This window comes from Micromonospora sp. NPDC049523 (assembly GCF_040676775.1).
GTDB lineage: Bacteria > Actinomycetota > Actinomycetes > Mycobacteriales > Micromonosporaceae > Micromonospora_G.
On the sequence record NZ_JBFAPP010000008.1, the window covers coordinates 270,072 to 292,719 of the forward strand.

Annotated in this window: 25 protein-coding genes and 1 pseudogene; 11 read left to right on the forward strand and 15 right to left on the reverse strand. The window is 70.3% G+C overall.

The genetic code is table 11. The annotated features are described in order from the left end of the window. Positions 1–80 precede the first annotated feature (80 nt). The 7 genes from AB0J90_RS15185 to AB0J90_RS15215 all read right to left on the reverse strand — a co-directional run bounded on the left by AB0J90_RS15185 (position 81) and on the right by AB0J90_RS15215 (position 5,256). Complete coding sequence (locus tag AB0J90_RS15185) at positions 81–1,280, reverse strand: low temperature requirement protein A (RefSeq protein ID WP_363596082.1); 1,200 nt, start codon at positions 1,278–1,280, stop codon at positions 81–83. Between the two features lie 79 nt (positions 1,281–1,359). Further along, positions 1,360–1,626, reverse strand: coding sequence for a MoaD/ThiS family protein (locus AB0J90_RS15190; RefSeq protein WP_363596084.1), 267 nt, complete (start codon positions 1,624–1,626; stop codon positions 1,360–1,362). Between the two features lie 2 nt (positions 1,627–1,628). After that, positions 1,629–2,738 (reverse strand): GTP 3',8-cyclase MoaA, encoded by a 1,110-nt coding sequence (gene moaA / locus AB0J90_RS15195; RefSeq protein WP_363596086.1) that lies wholly within the window; start codon positions 2,736–2,738, stop codon positions 1,629–1,631. 17 nt (positions 2,739–2,755) lie between these two features. Then, positions 2,756–3,646 carry a fructosamine kinase family protein gene (locus tag AB0J90_RS15200; RefSeq protein WP_363596088.1) on the reverse strand — a complete coding sequence of 297 codons (891 nt, stop codon included), beginning with the start codon at positions 3,644–3,646 and terminating at the stop codon, positions 2,756–2,758. Between the two features lie 158 nt (positions 3,647–3,804). Further along, on the reverse strand, positions 3,805–4,311 hold the full coding sequence (locus AB0J90_RS15205; RefSeq protein ID WP_363596090.1) for a hypothetical protein: 507 nt from the start codon (positions 4,309–4,311) through the stop codon (positions 3,805–3,807). Positions 4,312–4,502: 191 nt separating this feature from the next. Then, positions 4,503–4,733 (reverse strand): hypothetical protein, encoded by a 231-nt coding sequence (locus tag AB0J90_RS15210; protein ID WP_363596092.1) that lies wholly within the window; start codon positions 4,731–4,733, stop codon positions 4,503–4,505. A gap of 259 nt (positions 4,734–4,992) precedes the next feature. Continuing rightward, positions 4,993–5,256 carry a hypothetical protein gene (locus AB0J90_RS15215; RefSeq protein ID WP_363596094.1) on the reverse strand — a complete coding sequence of 88 codons (264 nt, stop codon included), beginning with the start codon at positions 5,254–5,256 and terminating at the stop codon, positions 4,993–4,995. Positions 5,257–5,653: 397 nt separating this feature from the next. Here AB0J90_RS15215 and AB0J90_RS15220 point away from each other — a divergent pair. The 7 genes and pseudogenes from AB0J90_RS15220 to AB0J90_RS15250 form a co-directional block, all read left to right on the forward strand. Continuing rightward, positions 5,654–5,785, forward strand: a pseudogene (locus AB0J90_RS15220) (helix-turn-helix transcriptional regulator); the annotation flags it as partial. A gap of 72 nt (positions 5,786–5,857) precedes the next feature. Next, positions 5,858–6,703, forward strand: coding sequence for a hypothetical protein (locus tag AB0J90_RS15225; protein WP_363596279.1), 846 nt, complete (start codon positions 5,858–5,860; stop codon positions 6,701–6,703). Further along, on the forward strand, positions 6,700–7,032 hold the full coding sequence (locus AB0J90_RS15230) for a PPC domain-containing DNA-binding protein (protein ID WP_363596096.1): 333 nt from the start codon (positions 6,700–6,702) through the stop codon (positions 7,030–7,032). Before AB0J90_RS15225 ends, AB0J90_RS15230 begins: the two co-directional genes overlap by 4 nt. Before the next feature lie 179 nt (positions 7,033–7,211). Beyond that, positions 7,212–8,351 (forward strand): DUF4192 domain-containing protein, encoded by a 1,140-nt coding sequence (locus AB0J90_RS15235; protein ID WP_363596098.1) that lies wholly within the window; start codon positions 7,212–7,214, stop codon positions 8,349–8,351. 143 nt (positions 8,352–8,494) lie between these two features. After that, positions 8,495–9,151, forward strand: coding sequence for an NTP transferase domain-containing protein (locus AB0J90_RS15240; RefSeq protein WP_363596100.1), 657 nt, complete (start codon positions 8,495–8,497; stop codon positions 9,149–9,151). Positions 9,152–9,200: 49 nt separating this feature from the next. Continuing rightward, positions 9,201–9,464: a DUF6457 domain-containing protein gene (locus AB0J90_RS15245; protein WP_363596102.1), complete on the forward strand. Its 264-nt coding sequence runs from the start codon at positions 9,201–9,203 to the stop codon at positions 9,462–9,464. Positions 9,465–9,570: 106 nt separating this feature from the next. Then, positions 9,571–10,743, forward strand: coding sequence for a hypothetical protein (locus AB0J90_RS15250; protein ID WP_363596104.1), 1,173 nt, complete (start codon positions 9,571–9,573; stop codon positions 10,741–10,743). Positions 10,744–10,819: 76 nt separating this feature from the next. Here AB0J90_RS15250 and AB0J90_RS15255 read toward each other — a convergent pair whose 3' ends face one another. After that, positions 10,820–12,862: a beta-propeller domain-containing protein gene (locus AB0J90_RS15255; RefSeq protein ID WP_363596106.1), complete on the reverse strand. Its 2,043-nt coding sequence runs from the start codon at positions 12,860–12,862 to the stop codon at positions 10,820–10,822. A gap of 207 nt (positions 12,863–13,069) precedes the next feature. On the opposite strand from AB0J90_RS15255, the gene AB0J90_RS15260 reads away from it, so the two are divergent. Beyond that, a complete protein-coding gene (locus tag AB0J90_RS15260) occupies positions 13,070–13,552 on the forward strand; it encodes a hypothetical protein (RefSeq protein WP_363596108.1) in 483 nt (160 codons plus the stop codon). Between the two features lie 31 nt (positions 13,553–13,583). Here AB0J90_RS15260 and AB0J90_RS15265 read toward each other — a convergent pair whose 3' ends face one another. Continuing rightward, entirely contained in the window at positions 13,584–14,048 is a 465-nt protein-coding gene (locus AB0J90_RS15265) for an Lrp/AsnC family transcriptional regulator (protein WP_363596110.1), read from the reverse strand. 59 nt (positions 14,049–14,107) lie between these two features. Here AB0J90_RS15265 and ddaH point away from each other — a divergent pair, with 59 nt between their 5' ends. Beyond that, a complete protein-coding gene (gene ddaH / locus AB0J90_RS15270) occupies positions 14,108–14,941 on the forward strand; it encodes a dimethylargininase (protein WP_363596112.1) in 834 nt (277 codons plus the stop codon). Positions 14,942–15,003: 62 nt separating this feature from the next. Here the strand turns inward: ddaH and AB0J90_RS15275 are convergent, their stop codons facing one another. Next, positions 15,004–16,206, reverse strand: coding sequence for an ABC transporter substrate-binding protein (locus tag AB0J90_RS15275; RefSeq protein WP_363596114.1), 1,203 nt, complete (start codon positions 16,204–16,206; stop codon positions 15,004–15,006). Between the two features lie 107 nt (positions 16,207–16,313). Further along, on the reverse strand, positions 16,314–17,108 hold the full coding sequence (locus tag AB0J90_RS15280) for an alpha/beta hydrolase (RefSeq protein WP_363596116.1): 795 nt from the start codon (positions 17,106–17,108) through the stop codon (positions 16,314–16,316). 61 nt (positions 17,109–17,169) lie between these two features. On the opposite strand from AB0J90_RS15280, the gene AB0J90_RS15285 reads away from it, so the two are divergent. After that, complete coding sequence (locus AB0J90_RS15285; protein ID WP_363596118.1) at positions 17,170–17,754, forward strand: bacterial proteasome activator family protein; 585 nt, start codon at positions 17,170–17,172, stop codon at positions 17,752–17,754. Between the two features lie 228 nt (positions 17,755–17,982). Here AB0J90_RS15285 and AB0J90_RS15290 read toward each other — a convergent pair whose 3' ends face one another. From AB0J90_RS15290 to AB0J90_RS15305, 4 genes are all read right to left on the reverse strand, one after another. After that, positions 17,983–18,789 carry an HAD family hydrolase gene (locus tag AB0J90_RS15290; RefSeq protein WP_363596120.1) on the reverse strand — a complete coding sequence of 269 codons (807 nt, stop codon included), beginning with the start codon at positions 18,787–18,789 and terminating at the stop codon, positions 17,983–17,985. Then, a complete protein-coding gene (locus tag AB0J90_RS15295; RefSeq protein ID WP_363596122.1) occupies positions 18,789–19,610 on the reverse strand; it encodes an HAD family hydrolase in 822 nt (273 codons plus the stop codon). Before AB0J90_RS15295 ends, AB0J90_RS15290 begins: the two co-directional genes overlap by 1 nt. A 206-nt stretch (positions 19,611–19,816) precedes the next feature. Beyond that, entirely contained in the window at positions 19,817–21,076 is a 1,260-nt protein-coding gene (serS, locus tag AB0J90_RS15300) for a serine--tRNA ligase (protein ID WP_363596123.1), read from the reverse strand. 197 nt (positions 21,077–21,273) lie between these two features. Beyond that, entirely contained in the window at positions 21,274–22,041 is a 768-nt protein-coding gene (locus AB0J90_RS15305) for a hypothetical protein (RefSeq protein ID WP_363596125.1), read from the reverse strand. A gap of 144 nt (positions 22,042–22,185) precedes the next feature. On the opposite strand from AB0J90_RS15305, the gene AB0J90_RS15310 reads away from it, so the two are divergent. Further along, positions 22,186–22,617, forward strand: a complete 432-nt coding sequence (locus AB0J90_RS15310) for an OsmC family protein (protein ID WP_326561797.1) — start codon at positions 22,186–22,188, stop codon at positions 22,615–22,617. The last annotated feature ends 31 nt before the right edge of the window (positions 22,618–22,648 follow it).

Sequence of the window (22,648 nt, forward strand, 5' to 3'; positions counted from 1 at the left end):
CACGCACAAGCGTGAGATCCGCGATGCGGTGTTCGGTCAGGACGATGCGGTGTCCGGGACAGGACGATGCGGTCATCGGTTCAGAACGGTGGGGCCGGTTCCGCGCGGCCGACCCGCTTGCGGCGTACCAGTTCGACGGCGGCCACCGAGGCCAGCACCCCGGCGGCGGTGAAACTCGCGACCAGTTTCGGTGGGTGGAGCATCACCGGGATCAGCGCACAGAGCAGCACCGGCCCGATGACCAGGGCGAGACTGCGCTGCCCGAACACCTCCCACTCGAACCGCAGCCGCGCGGCCAGGAAGAGCGCGGGTCCGCCCAGGGTGACGGCGACGAAGGCCAGGCGTGGATCCCCGAACGGGTTGTTGATCGCCAGCTCGTTGGCAACCGCGGTGACGAGTACGGCGGCCACGAGCGCGTACTGGGTGTAGTTGGACGATCGGCCGAGCCGACCGGGGTGGTCGGCCCGTCCCATCGCCTCGGGCAGTGCCTTGCCGGCCTGGTAGAAGTAGATGTGCCAGAGCAGCAGGGTGCTGCCGAGTGCGAACAGGAACGCGAGCGTACGGCCGAAGGTGAGCTGGCCGTCGCCGTACGTCAGCCCGGTGAACAGGATCGACTCGCCGAGCGCCAGGATGAAGAACTGCTGGTACCGCTCGGCGAGGTGCTCGCCGGCCAGTCGCCACCGCGCGTTGCGTTCGCGACCGAGCCCCGGCACCGGCCAGCCGAGCAGGATACCCAGGTAGTCGATCGCGACGCCGACCGTCCAGAGGACCAGCCGGAGCGGAGCCGGTAGCAGCGCCCCGACGATCCAGAACAGCCCGGATCCGACCGCCCACCACAGGATCCGGACCTGGTTGCGCCGCCTCGGATGGTTACCGAGTGCGAAGATGATGATCAACGGCCGCCCGAGCTGCGACCCCGCGTACGCTCCGGCGAACAGCATTCCCCGGTCGTCGAACGCCCCGGGCAGACCGACCGCCATCAGCAGGCTGCCGAGGATCAGCGCGGAGATGGTGACGTGGATCGCCCCGGACAGCCGGTTGAACCTGCTGGTGATCCAGCAGGTGAAGACCCAGATGTTCCACACCGCCAGCGACAGCACCAGGGTCTCGGCGACGGGAATCCACTCGATCCGGCGACCCGCGTCGATGCTGTCCAACAGTTGCTGGGACACCCGGGTCAGCGCGAACGCGAACACCACGTCGAAGAGGAGTTCGATGAACGTGGCGCGTTGCGGCTCGTCCGGCTCCCGTACGAGGTCGGCGGCGCGGTCAGTCGCCATCACCCCACCGTCGCCTCCCGTAGCCCGCTCTCACGTGTGACGAACGAGCGACGGCGGGCACCGACGCGGCAGACCCCGCTCAGCCGCCCGCGAACGGCGGCAGTACGTCGACCGTGCCGCCCGCCGGCAGCGGCTGCCGGCGGTCACGCTGCACCACACCGTCGACCAGGAAACTGGCCACCTTCAGTACGCTCGCCAGCCGCTCGCCGTGCCGGATGCCGAGCGTGTCGGCCAGGGTGTCGAGCGTGAGCCCGCCCGGGGCGGACTCCTCGCTGATCCCGGCCGCCGCCCGTGCCGCCGCGAAGTAGCGAACCGTGATCGCGGGTGGGTTCTCGGGGGTGGTCATGGTCATCCTCCGATCGCGGACATGGGCCGGGCCGGTTGGAGGAACGACGGATCGTCGATGTCGTGCCCGGCCCGTTTGCCCCACATCGCCGTACGCCAGCGCCGGGCGATTTCCTCGTCGTCCGCCCCGCCCCGCAGGGCCTCGCGCAGGTCGGACTCCTCGGTGGCGAAGAGGCAGGCGCGTACCTGACCGTCGGCGGTGAGTCGGGTCCGGTCGCAGTCACCGCAGAACGGCCGGGTGACGCTGCCGATGACGCCGACCCGCGCCGGCCGTCCGTCCAGGCCGGTGAACCCGTCGACCAGCCAGGTTTCCGCCGGTGCCCCACCTCGCTCGACCGGATCCGGGAGCAGGGTGAACTCGGCCCGCAGCGCGGCGAGGATCTCCGCGGCGGTCACCATCTGCGAGCGGTCCCACCCGTGCTGGGCGTCCAACGGCATCTGTTCGATGAACCGCAGTTCGTAGCCGTGGTCGAGGGCGAAGCGCAGCAGCGCGGGCGCGTCCCGGTCGTTGACGCCGCGCATCAGCACCGAGTTGATTTTCACCGGGGTGAGTCCGGCGGTCGCCGCGGCGGCCAGCCCGGCCAGCACGTCCGGCAGCCGGTTGCGCCGGGTCAGGGTGTGGAACCGTTCCGCGTCGATGGTGTCCAGCGAGACGTTCACCCGGTCCAGGCCGGCCGTACGCAACGGGACGGCGAGCCGTTCCAGCCCGATGCCGTTCGTGGTCAGTGACAGTGTCGGCCGTGGCTCCAGGCGGGCGGCGGCGGCGACGATGGCGGGCAGTCCGGGGCGGATCAGCGGCTCACCGCCGGTGAACCGGACCTCGGTCACGCCGAGGCGTTGGACGGCCACCCGGACCAGGCGACCGATCTCGTCGTCGGTCAGCAGCCGGCTCTGCGGCAGCCAGGGCAGTCCTTCTTCGGGCATGCAGTAGGTGCAGCGCAGGTTGCACCGGTCGGTCAGGGAGACGCGCAGGTCGGTGGCCACCCGTTGGTACCGGTCGACGAGGGTGCGCAGCGGTGGTCGTACGGACGCGGTCGCCGGGCCGGTCGCTGTCTCCGGTCCGGATGCGCTCGCCGGGCCGATGGCGGTCGATTGGATAACCGGTATGCCCATCGTTCGACGGTATACCGTCAACCATGTAGTGCGGAGCCAGCCGCCGCGCTTACCGCCGTACGGTAACCGGCACCGAACAGCGCGGTGTGCACCAGCAGCAGGTGGAGTTGGTGCACCGGCACCCGCTCCCGCCAACCGTCGGCCAGCGGCCAGATCTCCTGGTAACCGTCGAGGATCCGGGGGAGTTCGGCAGCACCGCCGAAGAGTGCGAGCTGGGCCAGGTCGGTTTCCCGGTGCCCACCGTGCGCCGCCGGGTCGACCAGCCAGGCGCGTCCGTCGGCACCCCAGAGCAGGTTGCCGGGCCACAGGTCGCCGTGGATCCGGGCGGGTGGTTCGGCTCCGCCGTACCCGTCGATGTTTTTCATCACCCGCTCGACCAGCGCGACCTCGGCCGGTCCGAGGGCGCCGTTGTCGACCGACAGGCGCAGGTACGGCGCCAGCCGATGCTCGGCGAACCAAGCCGGCCACGGCCCGGACGACGGGGTGTTCGACTGCGGCAGCGCGCCGATGAAGCCGCTCCATTCGGCGCCGAAGGCGGGCGCACCGGCCCGGTGCAGGGCGGCCAGTTCCCGGCCGAACCGGGTGGCCGCCGCCGGGGTCGGCGGGCCGGGCTCGACCCACTCCAGTGCGAGCAACTCCGGCAGCTCGGCGATCACCTCCGGCACCGGCACCGCGTCCGCTTCCCGCAACCACCGCAGCCCGGCCGCCTCGGCGGCGAAGAACCCTTCGGGTACGGGCGTCGAGCCGTTCTCGGGCCAGCTTTTGGCGAAGACCGAGTTGCCGTCGTCGAGGGTGAGCCGACGGGCGTCGCAGATGTCGCCACCGGCCACCGGCGTCTCCCTGATCCGCTGGTGGGCCAGGAAGGTGGGCAGGTGCTGCGGGTGCGCCCGGAGGTAGACCAGGTCCATCCGCGCAACGTACCGCCGATTGACCGTAGTACCGACGAACGCCCCTCTCCCGGACAGCCAGTCGGACCAGGCGTGCTCTAGTCGGGGTCGATACGGGTGAGGGGGAACGACCGTAGACGGCCGACGCCGGGCGAACGCTGGTGGGAGGGCCGGTGCCGTCAGGCCCCTCGCGACGGCTCCGGCCGGCCCGTCAACCAATCGTGTACGGGGCCGAACGGTTCGAGCAGGGGAACACCGGACAGGTGTCTGTCGTAGAAGACATCTCGGCTGTGCCTCTCGGGCCTTCCGGGCGCCGGTAGTGCCGCCAAGTTGGCCCAGTACACCTGGATGCCGCTCCCGCCGAGCGTGTCCCCACCACCCAAGCGACTGATGTCAAGGCGGAAAGGACGACTACCGATCAGTCTCGTGACGTCAGCCATCCTATGAGTCAACAGACCTCGCGCATAGACGATCGCCCCTAGAGTCTCGCCAGCCGGATGGGCCGCCGCCTGGTTGAAAAAATCGGGGTGTGTGAGGCGGTGGTACTCGTGTAGCGAGTAGACCCATTGAAGTGCCTCGGCGAACGGAATCAGGTGTTCGCTACCTGTGCCCTCGGCGATCCTGTGCTGGAGTCTGTCGAGGGCTTCGGACAGGCCCAGTTCGGCGATCCATCGTTCGGACGGCATCGGCTGAGGCTACGCCATCCCACGTCGCGTGCAGAGACTGCGAAGCTTGCACGATCTAACGAGATTTTCACCTCGTGGGGGCACGAACACGCCGACGCAAAACCGGCCCCGCGAAGTCGAAGACCCACCTCAGGGGCGTCGTCCACGGGGGAGGACAACACGCCCCGAGGTGGGCCGGTCAATGTGAGGGGTCAGGACAGTTGGACGAACCGGTGCCGGGAGCCGTCGGGGAGGAGGATCACGAAGTCCCCGACAGGAGCGATTTCCGCCAGCTTCGCAGCAAGCACAAGCGCCCAGTTCACAGCATCGGTCTTGCTCGGGTTGATGTCTCCCAGGTAGTCGAGCGCGCCCACTGCGCGAGGGGTCAGGTTGACCGTGATTTTCCGAAGTTCGCTCATCAGGATCGCCGGGTGCTCGCCCAACCGATAAAGCGTTCGAATAGAACGCGGGGGTCTGGCGGGTCACCCTTAGCCGGGTCGATCGCCGAAAGATCGGCCAGCGCCTCTACGAACTGGGCGCCGAGGTAGAGATTCAGGGCGAGCGTCCGGCCGTTGAAGCCCGCGAGCAGGTTCAGACGGGCGTCGGCGCAGGGCCATGGGTACGCGTCGATCCGGCAAATCCACAGTTTTGGAGTCGGGATGTGGTGGGCGACGGCCCTGTCTGCTAGCGGGCGAGCATCCATCACCACAGCGGCCCTCGTGGCGTGGCTGATTCTGGATCAAGTAGCACGCTGCGCCGAATCACGAATACCGCCTCGGGCTGCTCGGGCTGGCCTGCCGGCTTCTCGATGCCGCGAACGGTGAGCCACTCCGTGTCAAACGCCCCGGCGTCCATCGGCATGTGCGTCACCCGCAGGTGAAGGTCCCCCATGGTGTCCTGGTGGGCGGGCGCGCTGCTCCGGCGGTAGTCGGCCCGCTCGGCGTTGATGAGGTCGCCGACGCGCACAAATGACCTACCTGGCATGGCGGCCTCCGTTTCTAGGCACGCGATATGCCATGCGCTGGCCGAGCGTCAGCAACGGCCCCACGTTCGTTGTCGGCTCGGAAGTGCAGGCCGGGCGAGGCAACTGGGCGACGCCGTAGAGCCGACTTACGCCCTGCGGTCGCGTCTTCCGGTCGATGCACGGCCAGCGCAGGCCGCATATGCAGTACCGGCGGAAGCCGCGCCAGACGCGGCGGTGCCCTCGGGTAGCGGGTTTGCGCCGTCTCAGCATCGACATGCCGTCGCTCCTCTCATACCGTTTGCGGTGGTCGGGGTTGACCTTCTGTCAGGATTGCGGTTCGCAGGGTGAGATAGGCGCTGCTCGCGTGCGGCAAGAAAGTTGCGGCAAACCGGAGCGGGAATGAATACAGGGGCAGAGCTACGGCAGGCGCGGCGGGCGGCCGACCTCACATTGGCGGAGGTTGCGCGCCTCGGCGGGCTATCTACCAGCCACTTATCGCGGATCGAGACAGGGAAGCGCCCCGTCACACCGGCCACAGTCGGCCTGTACGGGCGGGCAATACGGCGGGCACGCGATGGGTCTTCGTCGCCTACCGTGGACGACGTGAGACGGAAGGACTTCCTCGCGCTGACAGGCGCTGCCATCGCCGGAGTGGCCGTGCCCGACCCGGCGCCGATTGTCGACCTCGATGAGTGTGCCCAGTGGATCGCGTGGCAGATTTGGCGCGGTGATGGGCGCGAGTTACATGAGAACCTGATACCGGTGGAGCTAGGGCCGGCTACGGTCCACCTCATCCGGCGGCGTCAGCTCGTTCGTACGGTGGCCGGTGCGGTCCGCTTTCCCCACCCCGGGTTGCTTGACTTTCACCTAGCGTGCCGGGTCTTCGACGGGATCTCGTCGGGCGCCAGCGGGCGACTCGAAACGGCCCAGACCAGCCACGCGACCGACCTCGTAATTCGTGAGTTCGTTGAGCATGACCCGGCGAGCGAGGCGACCCTGAGCCGGTGGATGGCTATGGGCAGTACCGATCTGCTGCGGGTGAACGCGGCAGGCATCCTCGCGAAGATCGAAGCGCCGGAGATAGCCGACAGAGTGATAAAAGCGCTGCGCGCCGATGACGACATGCGGGCGTTGTACCTGACTGCAGTTGCGAGCCGGGTTCTGTCGCTGCCATGGGCGGTCGCAGGCCAGCTTGCGCGGGGCTCGGGCGCGATGCCCTCGGACGCAGCGGCCCGGCTCGCCGAGGAGCTGCGAAACCCCCGTGATGCGGCGGCACGATGGTGTAGCGCGGTGTTTCTCTACAGGGTGGGTGCCGCCAGCCGAGAGCCGGTGAGGGCGGCCGTCGCCGACGCCCTACGGGTCGAGAGTGCACCTGAGAACCTACGGGGTATGGCGGCGCTGCTGGCCGGTGCGGACCCCGTTACCACGACCTCGGAGAGGCCCCGATGATCCTCATTTCCGTACAGCCTGGGCAGGAAGTTATGTCGACCTTGAGGGCCGAGCTACAGGCCCGGGGCGTCGCGAATGGTGCGGTCGTGTCACTCATCGGGGCCGTGGAGGGGTGCTGCATCTCGACCATGACAGCGGACGACTACGCCAAGGACATCCTCACGGAGTATGCCGAGCCGTTCGAGCTGACCGGAACCGGTGAGGTGAAAGACGGCGAGGTTCACCTGCATGTCGTGCTCGGCCGGGAGGGCGACGAGGCGAAGGCCGGACACTTGCACTGGGCAAACGTCGAGCACTTCTTTGTGAACGCCTACGTCCTGCCGCTGTAGGCGCTCCAGCCCGTCCGGCCAGGGATGTCCGCCAGCCTGGCTAACGGTCGAGCCGCCGGTCGAACATTCGGTCTTAGCAGGGAAACTACGCCGGGTGCCTGTGGATAACCCCGCGTGTCGTCCACAGGTCGGAACCGGGGGTCTTCCGATCACTCCGGCACGCGCGCGAGGCTGCCGGCATGACCTCGACCGATCCACCGCAGCTCACCGTACGATCGACCGCCGATCTGATCTCCGCGGTCCCCTACCTGCTCGGGTTCCATCCCGCCGACAGCCTGGTGCTGCTCGCCATGCGGGACACCCGGATCGTCTTCGTCGCCCGTGGTGACCTGCCCGACCCGGGCAGTCCGGAACTGCGCCAGGCCGCCGAATACCTGGCTGCGGTGATCCGCCGGCAGGGCGCGCACGCGGTCACCATCATCGGGTACGGGCCGGCGCAGCGGGTCACGCCGGCCGTGGACGAGATGGAAACCGCGGTCCAGCGGGTCGGGCTGATGATTTTCGACGCGCTCCGGGTGACCGACGGCCGCTACTGGTCGTACCGGTGCGACGAACCGAGGTGCTGCCCGCCGGAGGGCACCCCGTTCGATCCGGCCACCAGTGCCGTTGCCGCCGCGGCCATCTTCGCCGGCCACGTGGCGCTCCCCGACCGGGCCGCGCTGACCGGTCAGGTCGCCCCGGTCGAGGGCGCGGCCCGTGAGTTGATGAGCCGGGCCACCGTACGTGCCCGAGAGCGGCTGCTCGCCCTGCTGGCAGCCGCCCCGGACACCGATCCGACTGGGATGGCGGCCATCCGTACGGCGGGTACGTCGGCGGTGCGGCTGACCGAGGACCGGTACCGGGCCGGTGGCACGTTGTCCGACGACGAGTTGGCCTGGCTCACCGTGCTCCTGACTCACCTGGACGTACGCGACCACGCCTGGGAGCGGATCGGGGCGCAGGACTGGGAGGTGGCGCTCTGGGGTGACGTACTTCGTCGGGCCGAGCCGGGCCTGGCGGCGGCACCGGGCGGACTGCTCGCCTTCGCCGCCTGGCGGGTCGGAAACGGGGCACTCGCCTCGGCGGCGGTGGAGCGGGCACTGGCCGACGATCCCGGTTACTCGATGGCACAGCTGATGGGTGACGTACTCGACGGTGGTCTGCCACCGTCCGCGCTGGACGAGAGCTGGGCGTCGCCGGCTCGTCGCGGACGACGTGGCCGCAGGACGGGAAAACCCCGCCGACCCGGTACGCCCGGACTCGCCGAACGGGCCGTCCGCCCGCGCCGATCCAGGGTGCGACGCCGGGACTGGCAACCGTCCCGCCGCGACGCCGACTGACGCGGACCGGGCTTGGTGGCGGTGCCAGGGCGACGCCGGCTGAGCGGGTCCTGAGAACTCTGCGGGCGGGCCGGGCCTGCGGGCGTTCGTCACGTCTGAGCCGCCACAGAGCCGACCCGAGCGGATGCGGTTACGGTGGGGCGATGGTGGGACTGGCGGCGGTGGTGCTGACCGGCGGCGCGGCCCGGCGGATGGGCGGGGTGGACAAACCGGCCGTGCCGGTCAACGGCCGGTCGATGCGGGACCGGGTGCTCGCGGCGGTCGCCACGGCAGCGCCACGGGTCGTGGTCGGCCCGGCCGCCGACCTGCCGCCCGGAGTGCTCGTCACCCGTGAGGACCCGCCCGGTGGCGGCCCGGTCGCCGCGACCGCCGCCGGACTGGCCGTCATCGGTGCACCGGAACCCGCCACCACTTTCCGCCGCGAAAGCGCCCGGCCCGGTGGCACCCCGCCTGCGCCGGAGTACGTCGCACTGCTCGCCGCCGACCTGCCGTTGCTGACCGCCGAGGCGGTCGGGTTGCTGGTCGAGCGGCTTGTCGGGTCGACCGCCGACGGCGTGCTCTACCGCGACGACACCGGCCGGCGGCAACTGCTCTGCGGGGTGTGGCGTACGACCGCACTGGCCGGTGCCCTGGACCGGCTCGCTCGGCAGCGCGGCGGGACGCTCGAAGGTGCGTCGATCCGGGCGCTGGTGGGGGAGCTGGCCGTGATCGAGGTTTCGTGGGCCGGATCGGGGCCGCCGCCGTGGTTCGATTGCGACACTGACGACGACGTACGCCGGGCCGAGGAGTGGACGCGATGACGGTGCTCGACCAGACCAGTCACCTGCACCGGATCGTGGAGGCGGGTTGATGGGAACGCTCGACGACTGGGTGGCCACAGCCTGCGCCGAACTGGGGCTGGATCCGTCGGTGGCGGACGTACCGGTGGTGCTCGACCTGGCCCGGGACGTCGCCCACCAGGTGCTGCGTCCGGGGGCGCCGGTCACCGCGTACCTGTTGGGGATCGCGGTCGGGCGTGGCGCGGACCCGGCAGAGGCGGCCGGACGGCTGGCCGTGCTCGCTCGTTCCTGGCCGCCGCCGGACGGTCCCGCCGCGTCCGACGACGCCGCCTGAGGGCATGAGTCCCGGCTCAGCTCCGGAGAGTGTCCGATGCGGGTCGGCGCCGTGCCCACCGACCGTCGCGCTGGGTAGGGTGTGTGCCTGACGGACGGAGGCGATCATGAACGCGGAGCACCCCTCGGCGACCGGGTCCGAGGCGACCGGGTCCGAGGCGATCGAGCCTGCTGCGGCCGAGCCTGCCCTGGCCGGTGACGCCTGGCCCGCTCACCACGATTCCATCCTGCTCGACGAGCCCAGCACCGCCGACCTGCAGGCGAAGGTGACCGAGGCCTGGCAGGAGTTCGCTCGCGCGCTGGCGGTCGCCCTGCGGGAACTGCCGGCCGGTGCCCGGATCGAGGTCACCCTCGATCCCACCGCCTCCGGCACCGGTGACGCCATCTACTCGGTCAGCATCGAGACCGGCGCCGAAGGTCGGATCGGTGCCCGCGCGGTCGGTAACGCGGCACTTCCCGAGGGCTTCCGGCTCAACCGGGGGGCGGTCGCGGAGATGGTCGCGCTCGGCTGGTCGCCGCCCGGTGTGATCGAGGGCTCCGGCCCGCACTTCGGCCTGCGCAGCGGTACGGCGGAAGCGAGCCGGCTGGCCACCACGGTGGTCCGTACGCTGCGCGACGTCTACGGTGCGCCGCACCCGGCGTTCCTGGTCTACCTGGCCCAGGACGCCGACGACGTGCCGTTCCCGGTCCAACCGCTCGGTACGGCCCGTCCCGCGCTCACCCCGGACGACGACAGCGAGTCCGGGGAAGACACCGAGGTGGACCTGGACGAGGCGCTCGCCGCCGCACGGGCCGCCCAGGCGGTCGGCGACGAGGTCATCCCGCTCGAAGAGCGGGTCCGTACCGTGGTCTCCGCGATGATGAAGTCGAACACCGAGCAGCTCCAGGTCGACTCCGACGGCGACATCAACATCCGAGCCGGCTCGGCCATGGTGTTCGTCCGGGTACGGGACAACCCGCCGCTGGTCGACGTCTTCTCCCCGATCCTGACCGAGATCGAGCCGACCCAGCAGCTCTACGTGAAGCTCTCCGAGCTGACCAACCGGATGCCGATCGGCCGGCTCTACTGCGCCAACGAGACGGTATGGGCGTCCATCCCGGTCTTCGGCCGCAACTTCCAGGCGACCCATCTGATGCTCGCCGTACAGGTGATGACCGGGCTCGCGGACGAACTCGACGACCGCCTGCACGGCGAGTTCGGCGGCAAGCGCTTCTTCGGTGAGGGCGACAAGCCGACGAACCGGGCGACGGGCGAGCACCGTACCGGGATGTACCTCTGATCCTGCGACGGTGACCACGCCGGTCGACTGCCGAACCCGACGGTCGACCGGCGCCGCTACCGCGACCCGTACCCGACTAGGACAGCTCCACCCAGCCCGCTGTGTCCATCGTGGACAGCTCGTGGGCCTTCAGGCCGACGTCCGAGACGGTCCAGAGCACCCCGTTCACCACCAGCGACCGGCGGATCATCCCGGTCTTCTCCGGCCCTGCCTCGCGGGTGTGCTCGACCAGACCGAGCTGGGTGAACCCGGAATCGGTCACCCGTAGCGCCAAGGCACCCTGGGTCGGCGGTTTCCCGACCCCGGTCCGGGTGTTGTCGTACGCGGTCAGCGGGACCACCACCAGCCGGTCCGCCGGCCAGTAGAGGAACGCGTGCGGGTCGTGCTCGGCCTCCGAATTGCCCTGCCGGACGTGGTGCTGGGCGAGCCGGTTCGGCCGGGCGAGGTCGGAGACGTCGAACAGGGAAAGCTGGGTGCCCTGCGTACGGCCCTGGTCGGTGGCCTCCTGGCCGATGCCGAGCAGCCGGTTCCCGTCCACCGGATGCAGGTACGCCGAGTACCCGCTGATCTTCAGCTCGCCGACCACCCGAGGGGCGGCCGGACGGGTCAGGTCCACCGTGTACAGCGGATCGGTCTGGCGGAACGTGACCACGTACCCGGTGCCGGCGACGAACCGTACGGCATAGATCCGCTCGCCCTTGCCCAGCCCGGTCACCCGCCCGGTTTCGGTCAGCTCCTTACCGTCCGCACGCAGTACGTACACCGCCGAACTCGACTGCGCGTCCGTACCCCTGGACTGCCCGGTGGTGGTGGCGACCCGGAGGTGACCGTCCCACTCGGACAGCGCGTACTGATTGATCAGCCAGCCGGGAACGGTGGTGGCGGCGAGGTACCGGGGCGTGCCGGTCCCGCTGGTGTCGAACTGGTAGATCTCGGTTGTCTCGGACCGGGGTCGCGGAACGAAACCGCCGCCAGCCCGTCCGCCCGGCATCAGCCACCGCTGGTCGTTGGTGAGGTAGAGCCGGGCACCGGTGCTGTAGACGGTTTCGCCGTCGGCGACCACGGTCAGCGGGTCCCCCTCGTCCAGGGTCGCCGCGCCGAGGTCGAAGCTGAGTAGGGTCACCATCGAGGTGCCGGAGTAGCTGGCCGGTCGGACCAACCGGTCGCAGCCGACCTGACCGGCGCGGGTGGTGCCGTCGGTGGTGATCTCGTACCGGGGCAGCCAGGACCGCTCGGTCGACCCGTCGATGATCTCGCGGTTGGTCTCGATCCGCTGCGCGTCGCTGCCGGATTCCTTGTACGGGAAGCTCAGGCGTGGTCCGGACCGCACCACGATCCGTACCGTGGCACCGACCTGTCGGGCGTCGACCAGGCTGCCGTCGGTGCGGTATTCGGCGAGGATCCGGGGTGATCCGGCCAGGTCGACCAGGATCAACCGGGGGCCGCTGACCGCGTCCGATGCCGGTGGCACGCCGTCGGGTCCGGCCACGATGCCGGGGCGCCGGATGGCCGGCATCGGCATCCCGCCACCCCAGCCGTCCCGGACCAGCACCAGCGCCCGGTCGCCGTGCAGCAGCAGGTTGCTCTCGCTCCACCGGCCGGGATCGTCCCCTGTGAACAGTTCCAGCCGTCCGGTCCGCTGCCGGGTGGCCGGGTCGACCACGTGCAGCACCCCGCCGACGACCGTGACGATCCGCCGGCCGTCGGTCTTGACCAGGTCGGGCTCGTCCACGCCGACCTCGTGGGTGTTGGTGCCGGAGTAACCCGACGAGGTGTCGGCTGCCGTGTCGGCGCCCGGTGCGCCGGCCGCGGCCGGCGGCACGGCACCTGCGACGGCTGCCCGCTGTCCGCGGCCGGCGGCCATCGCGTCGGTCAGCGCCACACCATCGAAGCCCCACGGCCCGACGTACGCCTTCGCGGCCGACTTGAGCCGGGTCAGCGCGTCTGCACAGGAGTCGAAGGCGACGAGCTGCCAGCCGGTGGCCGGCACACCGGGATCGCGGGTGGGGGTGCGGGTGGTGGTCGGAGCCGTTCCGCTCGCGGCGACCAGTGCGAGCGTGCCGACCAGCGCGCAGCCGGCGATGACGGTGGTGGGACGTACGAAACGCCTTCGGGTCATGGCCGGTACGACGTAGCGAGCGCCGCTTGCGTTCCGCCCCGGCTGGCGATTGCCCGCTACGTGATCAGGGAGGGCTCAGCGGCCTGGCCCGATTTGCGGCGTTGCATCCGAGAGAAATCCCATGCATGCTCTTCGTGACTGCTTCGTCACTGTGTTTCACGAAGAATATCGACAAAGGACGCTAAGGCGCGCGTACGGGAGGTATTGGTGATTGACAACCGCTCGCCACACTGGCATAAGCCCCACTATGCCCAACCGGAGCGTGAGGCGGACCTGTTTGCCGTACTTGACGGGGCCGACGTCTCCGAGCCGGTACGGGCGGCGGTGGCACACGCGCTCAAGCGCCCTCCACAGTTTCCCCGGCAGTCCGGTCCGAGCTGGCCCGAGCAGGCCATGCACACCCGGTACACGCTGCATCTCACCTTCCCCGCGGCGACCCTGGACGAGGCCCGCGCGCACGCGGTGAGCTACGCCGAAGGGCTCAGCGTGCTCCGGCCGGAGGTGGGCGTACACGCGCCGCTGCTCTCCCGGGCCGACACCTGGAACCACATCGAACCGCTCTTCTGTGGCGCCGTCGGCCCCGACGAGGAGGTCTGTGCGGACGTACGCGAGCATCCCGGCTTCCACCGCGCGGCCGGTCTCGGGGGTCTGAGCTGGGGTGGCAGCGACGCCGCTCCCGGCCTGCGCTGAGCGTCGCCCGTCGGTGGTCCGCCCGCCCCGGTCAGCCGACTGCCGGGGCCGGGACCACGGTCGGTGAGTCGACCAGGCGGGACAGCACGATCATGCTCCGGGTCGAGGTCACGAACGGCTCCGCCCGCAGCCGTTCGAGCGCCTGCTCCAGGTGCGTGATGTCGGCGGCGCGCAGGTGGACCAGCGCGTCCGCCTCGCCCGAGACGGTGTACGCGCCGACCACCTCGGGGTGGCGCCGGGTGGCGACGGTGAGCTGTGCCGGGGTGGTCCGGCCGGTGCAGAACAGCTCGACGAAGGCCTCGGTGGTCCAGCCGACCGCCGCCGGGTCGACGACGGTGGTGAATGCCCGGATGACCCCACCGGCACGCAACCGGTCCACCCGGCGCTTGACCGCGGGTGCGGAGAGTGAGACCCGGCTGCCGATCTCCGCGTACGACTGGCGTGCGTCCGCGACCAGCGACGCAATGATTCGCTGATCTATCTCGTCTATCTGCAACGTTCCGCCTCTGAGAAGCAACAAATCCGGCTGTTTACGTTGCTCCAGCGTACCTACTCTTGGTATCCGTGAACCAGCGGCGGATCCCGCGAAAGCGGACATTTCTCTTGTGTGCACCGGAGTACTTCGCGGTGCAGTACGTGATCAACCCGTGGATGGATCCCACCGCACCGGTCGACGTCGAACTGGCGCTCAAGCAGTGGGAGCGCATGCGGGAGACCCTGGTCGGCCTCGGCCACACGGTGCACGTACTCGACCCCGAGCCCGGCCTGCCGGACATGGTCTTCGCGGCCAACGGGGCCTTCGTGGTCGACGGCACCGCCTACGGGGCCCGGTTCAGGTACGAGCAGCGCACCGCCGAGGCCGCCTCCCACCGGGCGTTCTACCAGGCCCAGGGCTGGCGGTACGTGGCGCCGACCGTGACGAACGAGGGCGAGGGCGACTTCGCGTACCTGCCGGAGGCGTACGGCGGCACGATCCTCGCCGGGTACGGCTTCCGTACCGAGGTCGCCGCGCACACCGAGGCGCAGGAGGTGCTGGGCCGCCCCGTGATCTCGTTGCGGCTGGTCGACCCCCGGTTCTACCACCTGGACACCGCGCTCGCCGCACTCGACGACCGGAACGTCGCCTACTTCCCCGGCGCGTTCTCGACCGCCACCCAGCAGGTGCTCGCCCAGCTCTTCCCCGACGCGGTGCTCGCCGACGAGACCGACGCCCTGGCCTTCGGGCTCAACCTGGTCGGCGACGGCCGGCACGTGATCCTGAACAGCGAGGCGACCGGCCTGGCCAGCAAGATCGCGGCGGCCGGTTACGTACCCGTGCCGGTCGAGCTGGGCGAGCTGAAGAAGGGCGGCGGCAGCGTCAAGTGCTGCATCGCCGAACTGCGCCACTGACCCGGACCGGTCGGGTGGGGGGTTGATCCCGCGCGCCCCCACCCGACCACCGGTCGGCCCGGCTAACCCAGGGTCGCCAGCTCGTTGATCAGCACGTTGGAGAGCAACTGCCCGTCGCGCTGGACCTTGCGCAGGTACCACTTCTGCTGCGGCGTACGGGGCTGGTTGAACTGCCACGGCCCGCGCGGGCTGTCGATCTGACCCACGTTGCCCAGCGCCAGGTTGACCTGCTGCGGGGTCGGTTTCACTCCCGCGATCCGGATCGCCTTGTTCAACACCTGCGCGGCATCGTAGGAGGCCATCGCGTACGTGGTCGGCGAGGCGCCGTGCGCCTTGCGGAACGCGGACGCGAACCGTCGATTGGCCGAGTTGTTGAGGTCCGCCGAGTAGTTCAGGGCGGTGACGATTCCCTCTGCCTCGTCCGCCTTCAGCTCACTGAGTACGGATCCCTCGGTGAGGAAGCCCGGCGCATAGATCGGGTTCCGGTAGCCGGAACCGCGCAACTGCCGGATGAACTCGACGGCGGCGGCTCCCGCATAGAAGCAGAAGATTGCGTCCGGATTGCGGTCCCGCAGTTGTTCGATCTTGGCAGAGAAGGCGCCCTTGCCGGGATTGGTGGAGAACTCCGTCCAGAGCACCGAACCGGAGATCCGCGCATCGGCGGCACCGAACGCCTGCTGGAAGCCGGCCACCGCGTCCCGGCCGCTCTGCCCGTCCGGCGCGATGATGGTGATCTTCTTCCCGCGCGGCACCTGCTGTGCCACGTACGGCGCCAGCGCGCGGCCGGGCTCGTCGTTGACGTACGACGTGCGCCAGATGTAGACGACGCTCTGCAGCGTGGCCGGCGAGGCGTTCGAGCCGACCAGCGGCACCTTGGCCTGCTCGACCCCGTCCCGGATGCCGAGCATGACCGAGGAGTTCACCACCCCGGTCAGCGCGAGCACGTTCTGCTTGAGCAGGCTGTCCAGGGCGGCCTTGCCGGTCTGAGCCGTCTCGCCCTCGTCGGCCTGGATCAACTCCACCGGATGTCCGCCGAGCCGGCCCTCGTTGAGTTCGAGGAAGAGCTGGAAGCCCTTCGCGATCTCGTCACCAATGGGCTTGTAGCCGCCGGTCTGCGGGGCGATCAGGCCGATCCGGACCGGTTGATCGCTCACCGGACCGTCCGCCGCCTCAGTTCCGGTGTCGGTGCTGCACGCGGCGGCCAGCCCGGTGCCGCCCAGTGCGGCGAAGAGCTTGAGTGCCTGCCTGCGGTCCATTTGCGACACAGATCGTTCCTCCCGAACATGAATGGGCGGCCGAAGCCCCTCCGCGTTCTACCGGTTTGGCGACGCTGCGTCAATGGCGCTCGATCATCCGTTCAGGGAATGAGACGTCACCGGTGGAGAGAGCGCAGTGCCGCGGTCACCGTCGGCCAGGCGGCCGATTCAGGATCGATGAGACCGAAATGCTCGCAATCAGGAAGCTCGATCAACTGGCAATTCGTCCCGGCGGCCGCCGCGTACCGCCGACTCATCAGGGGCGGAACCTGCCGGTCGAGCCCGCCATGGATAACTACCGTAGGTGACTGAAGCGGCACGTGTTGGCGTGGGTCGGCGGCCGCGTACCGCTCCGGGAACTCCTCCGGGCCGCCGCCGAGCAGCGCCGCCACCGCACCCCCGTCAAGATCGAGACGGTACGCCTCAGCCAGGTCGCTCACCGGCGCCAGCGCCAGCACCCCACCCACCCGCTCCGGCAGCCTCCGCGCGCAGTACAGGGCGAGCTGACCCCCGGCCGAGTGCCCCAGCAGAACCGGCGCCCCCACCGCCGCCGGACGACCGGCCACGGCCAGCACCTCGGCCACCAACTCCGGCAACGCCAGCACGCCCGCCGCCACGTCGTCGAGCGTCCCCGGCCAACCACCACCCGCCTGCCCGGTACGCCGGAACTCCAACTGCGCCACCGGGTACCCCCGAGCGGCCAGGTCAGCCGCCAGCGGCGAGACGTGCGCGCGGTCGTACTCGTCCCGCCAGAACCCGCCGTGGATCACCACCACCAACGGCCGCGCCGACCCGTCGAGCGCGGCCGGCAGGCGTACGTCGGCGAGCTGATCAGGGCCGTCGCCATAACGAACCGTGGCATCGGCTACGGGGGCGGTTCGGGTGAGCACCGCGCGGGGGTCGGGAAGCACGGCCCGACCGTATCCCGGTCCCCGCGAGCGGGCGGCGCCCGCACTGCGCGAAAATGAGTTCATGACCGATGCCGCGCGTCCCGCGAACGAGAATGACGAGTCCACTCGCCCGGAGGCGGGCCGTCCCGGCACCGTGGTGGTGGTCGGGCCCGACGGTCAGCCGGTCGGCACCGTACCGGTCGGCGGGAACGCGCAGGGCGAGGACCCGGGCAGCCTGATCGAGCAGCCGGCCAAGGTGATGCGGATCGGCAGCATGATCAAGCAACTGCTGGAGGAGGTCAAGGCCGCCCCGCTGGACGAGGCGAGCCGGCAGCGCCTCCGCGAGATCCACCAGCGGTCGATCGTCGAACTCGAGGACGGGCTCGCCCCCGAACTCCGGGAAGAACTGGAACGGCTCTCCCTGCCGTTCGAGGAGGGCACCACCCCCAGCGAGAGCGAACTGCGGGTCGCCCAGGCCCAGCTTGTCGGCTGGCTCGAAGGGCTCTTCCACGGCATCCAGGCCGCCCTGGTGGCCCAGCAGATGGCCGCCCGCCTCCAACTGGAACAGATGCGCGGCGGCCGCCCTGCCCTACCGAGCGGCCCCCAACCCACCGGCCTGATCCCCGGCACCCCCGGCGAAGCCCCCAACACCGGCCAATACCTCTGAAAGCCAGCAGCCCCCACCCACCCAGGGCCGCTCGCAACGCCACGAGGACCGATCCCCGCTACCGCCCAGAGGGTTCCGCGCTCCCCCGGCTGTGGATCCACCCCCGGTGGCGCCGCCACCGGCCCAACCAGAGCGACCAGCGAGGGGTTGGGGGCGGCGTGCCCCACGTCGGGATCAAGCTTGACCGCCCAGAGTGGGGCACGCCGCCCCCAACCCCCACCGCGCCCACTACCGAAACAGCGACTCCAGGTACACAGCCACCCCGTCAGCATCATTCGACCCGACAACCACATCAGCCACCGCCACCACAGAAGGGTGCGCGTTGGCCACCGCCACTGCCCGGCCCGCCCAAGCCAGCATCGGCAGATCGTTCGGCATGTCACCGAACGCCACCACCTGATCGGCGGTCACCCCGTGCCGGGCGCAGAACCAGGCCAAGCCAGCCGCCTTGGTCACCCCGGCCGCGGAGATCTCCACCAGCCCGGAGGACGACGAATGGGTCGCCTCGGCCAGTCCCGCCACGGCCCCCGCCACCACCTTGACGAAGACGTCCGGATCCTGGGTACCGGCGCGGGCGAGCAGCTTCACCGCCGGCACCGAGAAGAGTTCCTCCGGCGACTCGATGCTCCGGATCTCCCTCATGTCACCGTCCCACCGCAGCGGCCAGTCGACCTCGTGCCGCATCTGCCGGCCGTCGGTGATCTCGACCGCGAGGCGTACCCCGGGTACCTCGGCCCGAAGCCGGCGCGCCACCTCGGCGAGCAGGTCCGGTGCGAGTGGGTCGGCGCGCAGCACCAGGTCCTCGACCGGGTCGTACACCACGGCCCCGTTGGCGCAGATCGCCGGTACGGCCTCCCGGAGCTGGTCGTACACCCCTCGCAGCCAGCGGATGGGTCGGCCGGTGACCAGTACGACCCGCGCTCCCGCCGCCGCCGCGAGTTCGAGCGCGTCGGCGGTCCGTACGCTGACCGTCCGGTCCCCGCGCAGCAGGGTGCCGTCCAGGTCGGTGGCGATCAGTCGGGGCGGTTGATCCATCAGTGCGACAGTAGTCGATCGAGGTAGACCGCGACCCCGTCCTCGTCGTTACGCAGGGTGATCTCGTCGGCGGTCGACCGGACCGTCGGGTGCGCGTTGGACACGGCGACCCGGCCCCAGCCGGCCCACTCGAACATCGGCAGGTCGTTGGGCATGTCGCCGAAGACCAGCACCTCGGCCGGGTCGACCCCGAGGGTGTCGGCCACCACGGCCAGCCCGGTGGCCTTGTCCACGCCGGGCGGGGTGATCTCGATGAAGCCCTGCCCGGCCTGGGTGACCGTGGCCTGTTCCGGTGGCACGATCCGGCGTGCCGCGTCGAGCAGCGCGTCCACGTCGTGACCCGGCTTACGGGCGAAGGCCTTGATGACGTCGGTGGCGCAGCAGTCGAGTCGGGACCGGGCCTCGAACCTCTCCGGGTACGGCCAGGTGGGGTCGTAGTCTCCCCAGAGCGGCGCGTCGGTGGCCTCGAGCGCCTCCACCATCACCGTCAGCGGACCGACCTCGGCCTCCAGGGTGGCGAGCAGGGTGGCCAGCACGACACCGGACAGCCGCTCGTCGCGCAGCACCACCGGACCGAGCGGGTCGGTCTGGTCGACCACCCAACCGCCGCCAGCCATCACCAGGAAGTCGGCGGCCCGGATGTCGTTGCGGGTCAACTCGGCCAGGCGCGGTCCACGTCCGGTGGCGCCGACCACCGGGATGCCGGCGGCGCGCACCCGGTCGAGCACCTCGTGGGTGAAGGCCGACACGGTCTCGTCGCTGCGTACCAGGGTGCCGTCCAGGTCGGTGGCCACCAGCTTGGGTAGTCCGGGTCGCGGCATGATTCCTCCTCGCCCCGCCTCCTCCGCCGACCCGGTGGAACTGGTGACGTTTGTCCGGTTCCAGGGGTCTGTCCGTGGCGACGGGGGAGCAACCGTATCTCGCGGTGTGCTACGTGCCCATGACTTCCGCGCTAATACTCCCGTACCAGCGGCTGGTGTGCCGATGGCCGGGCCGACCATCGACACACCCCGCAGGTCCGGCCAGGTCAGCGCGGTTCGAGGACGTCCCGTCCGCCGAGGTAGGGCTGGAGTGCCTTGGGTACGCGTACCGAACCGTCCGGTTGCTGGTGGTTTTCCAGGATCGGTACCAGCCAGCGGGTGGTCGCGAGCGTGCCGTTGAGTGTGGCGGCGAACTGCGGCTTGCCGTCCGCGTCCCGGTAGCGGATGTTCAGTCGCCGCGACTGGAAGGTGGTGCAGTTCGAGGTCGAGGTGACCTCCCGGTAGCGCCCCTGCGACGGCACCCACGCCTCGCAGTCGTACTTGCGGGCCGCACTCGACCCGAGGTCGCCGGCCGCCACGTCGATCACCCGGTACGGGATCTCGACCTTGGCCAGCATCTCCTCTTCCCAGGCCAGCAGCCGCAGGTGCTCCTCGTGCGCCTGCTCGGGGCGGCAGTAGGAGAACATCTCCACCTTGTCGAACTGGTGCACCCGCATGATCCCCCGGGTGTCCTTGCCGTACGAGCCGGCCTCGCGGCGGAAACACGACGACCAGCCGGCGTAGCGCTGCGGCTCGTCGTCCAGCTTCAGGATCTCCTCCGAGTGGTACGCGGCCAGCGGCACCTCACTGGTGCCGACCAGGAAGATGTCGTCCGCGTCCAGCCGGTAGACCTCGCTGGCGTGTGCGCCGAGGAAGCCGGTGCCCTCCATCGACTCCGGCTTCACCAGCGCCGGGGTGATGGCCGGGGTGAAGCCGTACTCGACGGCCTGGGCGATGGCGAGCTGGAGCAGGCCGAGTTGGAGCAGCGCGCCGACCCCGGTGAGGAAGTAGAACCGGCTGCCCGAGACCTTGGCGCCGCGTTCCATGTCGATCGCCCGCAGCGCCTCTCCGATTTCGAGGTGGTCCTTCGGGTTGTCGATCGCCGGTCGCTCGCCGACCTCGCGCAGCACGACATAGTCGTCCTCGCCGCCGGGCGGGGCGCCCGACTCGACCACGTTCGGAACCGCGAGCTGGGCCCGGCGCAGCGCCGCGTCCGCCTCCGAGGTGGCGGTTTCGGCCGCCTTCACCTCGCCCGAGAGCTCCTTCGTACGCGCCAGCAGCGCGGTCCGCTCGTCCCCGGTGGCCTTGGGCATCTGCTTGCCGAGTTGTTTCTGCTCGGCCCGGAGTGCCTCGAACCGCCCGACTGCGGCCCGGCGCTGCTCGTCGGCGCGGAGCAGGTCGTCGACGACCGACTCGGACTCGCCACGGGCACGCTGGCTGGCACGGACGGTTTCCGGTTCGTCGCGAAGCAGACGCAGGTCAATCACGGGAAGTGAGCCTACCGGGAAGGGCCGTCAGGCTTCACCGCGATATCTGCCCGGCGGGACCGGCGGCGCGAACCCGCACCTGGCGGCCGGACGGGTCGGGCGCAAACCCGCACCTGGCGGCCGGGACGGGTCGGGCGCAAACCCGCACCTGGCGGCCGGGACGGGCCGGACGGGTGGCCGGGTTTCGGCGACCGGCCTCAGCGGGCTTCCGGCGGTTCGGGTGAGGCGAACGGGGTGGTCGGGCCGACGGTCAGGTCCCGCGGCACGTCGTCCAACTCGTCGTCGGGCGTACCCGTGCCCGGTTGGCGACGCCAGGAGAAGACGGGCTCGGGCTCCGCCTGTTCGGGGCCGTCCGCTTCGGTGGCGGGTGGGCCGGGCGACGTCGCCTCGGGTACGAGCAGCCGACCGGCGAGGTACAGGGCTGCCCCGAGCAGCGCCGTGCCGACGTACGCCATGACCAGGCCGCGGCCGTATTCGATGCGCAGGCCGGTGTCCTCGCCGAGTCCGAGCCGGGCGATGTTGTCCAGGGTCAGCGACGCGGCGACGAGTATCGCGAGCACCGTACCGGTGATGGCCAGGCCGACCACCCGGACGTTGCGCCGTACGGCGGTCGTCCCGAAGATCACCAGTGCCAGGCAGCCGACGATGCCGAAGACGCCGAACAGGTACGCGGCGCCGAAGTTGGTCGAGTCGGTGACGCCGATCGGGGTCCGGCCGACGGTCCCGCCCCCGTCCGGGCCGAAGTTGGGCACCCGCATGACCGTCCACTCGCCGACCAGCGAGGCGAAGACGGCAACCGCGCCGATCCCGGCGACCACCGGCACCAGCCGGGGGTCCCGCGTGAGGCGGGCCAACAGGTCACCACGGCGGCGGGGTCGCTGCGGTTCGTCCTGGTCGCCCCATTCGACCATGGCGACGCCTTCCGACCGTACGTCCTGCCGGGGAATCGGGTACTCCTGGGACATGGCCGTGCCCTTTCCGGGTAAGCGCGGTCCTCGCCGCATCATGACACAGCTTCCTGACCTCGCCCAGGAACGCCACCTGCGCTGTGTCCATGGTCCCGCCCCGCTTCGTCGCATCGCCGGCCGGTTTGCACTAGCGTCGTGGTCATGCCTATCCGTACTGCGTCCGCCCGCTGGCAGGGCAACCTGACCGAAGGTTCCGGCACGATCCGCACCGGCAACGGCGGGATCGAGGGGAACTACTCATTCAAGTCCCGGTTCCAGGAGGGCGAGGGGACCAACCCCGAGGAGCTGATCGGCGCGGCTCACGCCGGCTGCTTCTCGATGGCCTTCTCCAAGGGTCTGGCCGACGCCGGGTTCACCCCGACCTCGGTGGAGACCACGGCAAAGGTCCACCTGGACAAGACCGACGGCGGATTCTCCGTCACCCGGATCGACCTCGAGACCGTCGGCGACGTGCCGGGCATCGACGAGGCCGAGTTCCAGAAGCAGGCCGAGAGCGCCAAGGCCAACTGCCCGATTTCCCGGCTGCTCTCTCCGGGCGCCGAGATCTCCCTGGTCGCCCGCCTCTCCGCCTGATCCGACCGGCTGGTCCGAGCCGCCGAGCGCG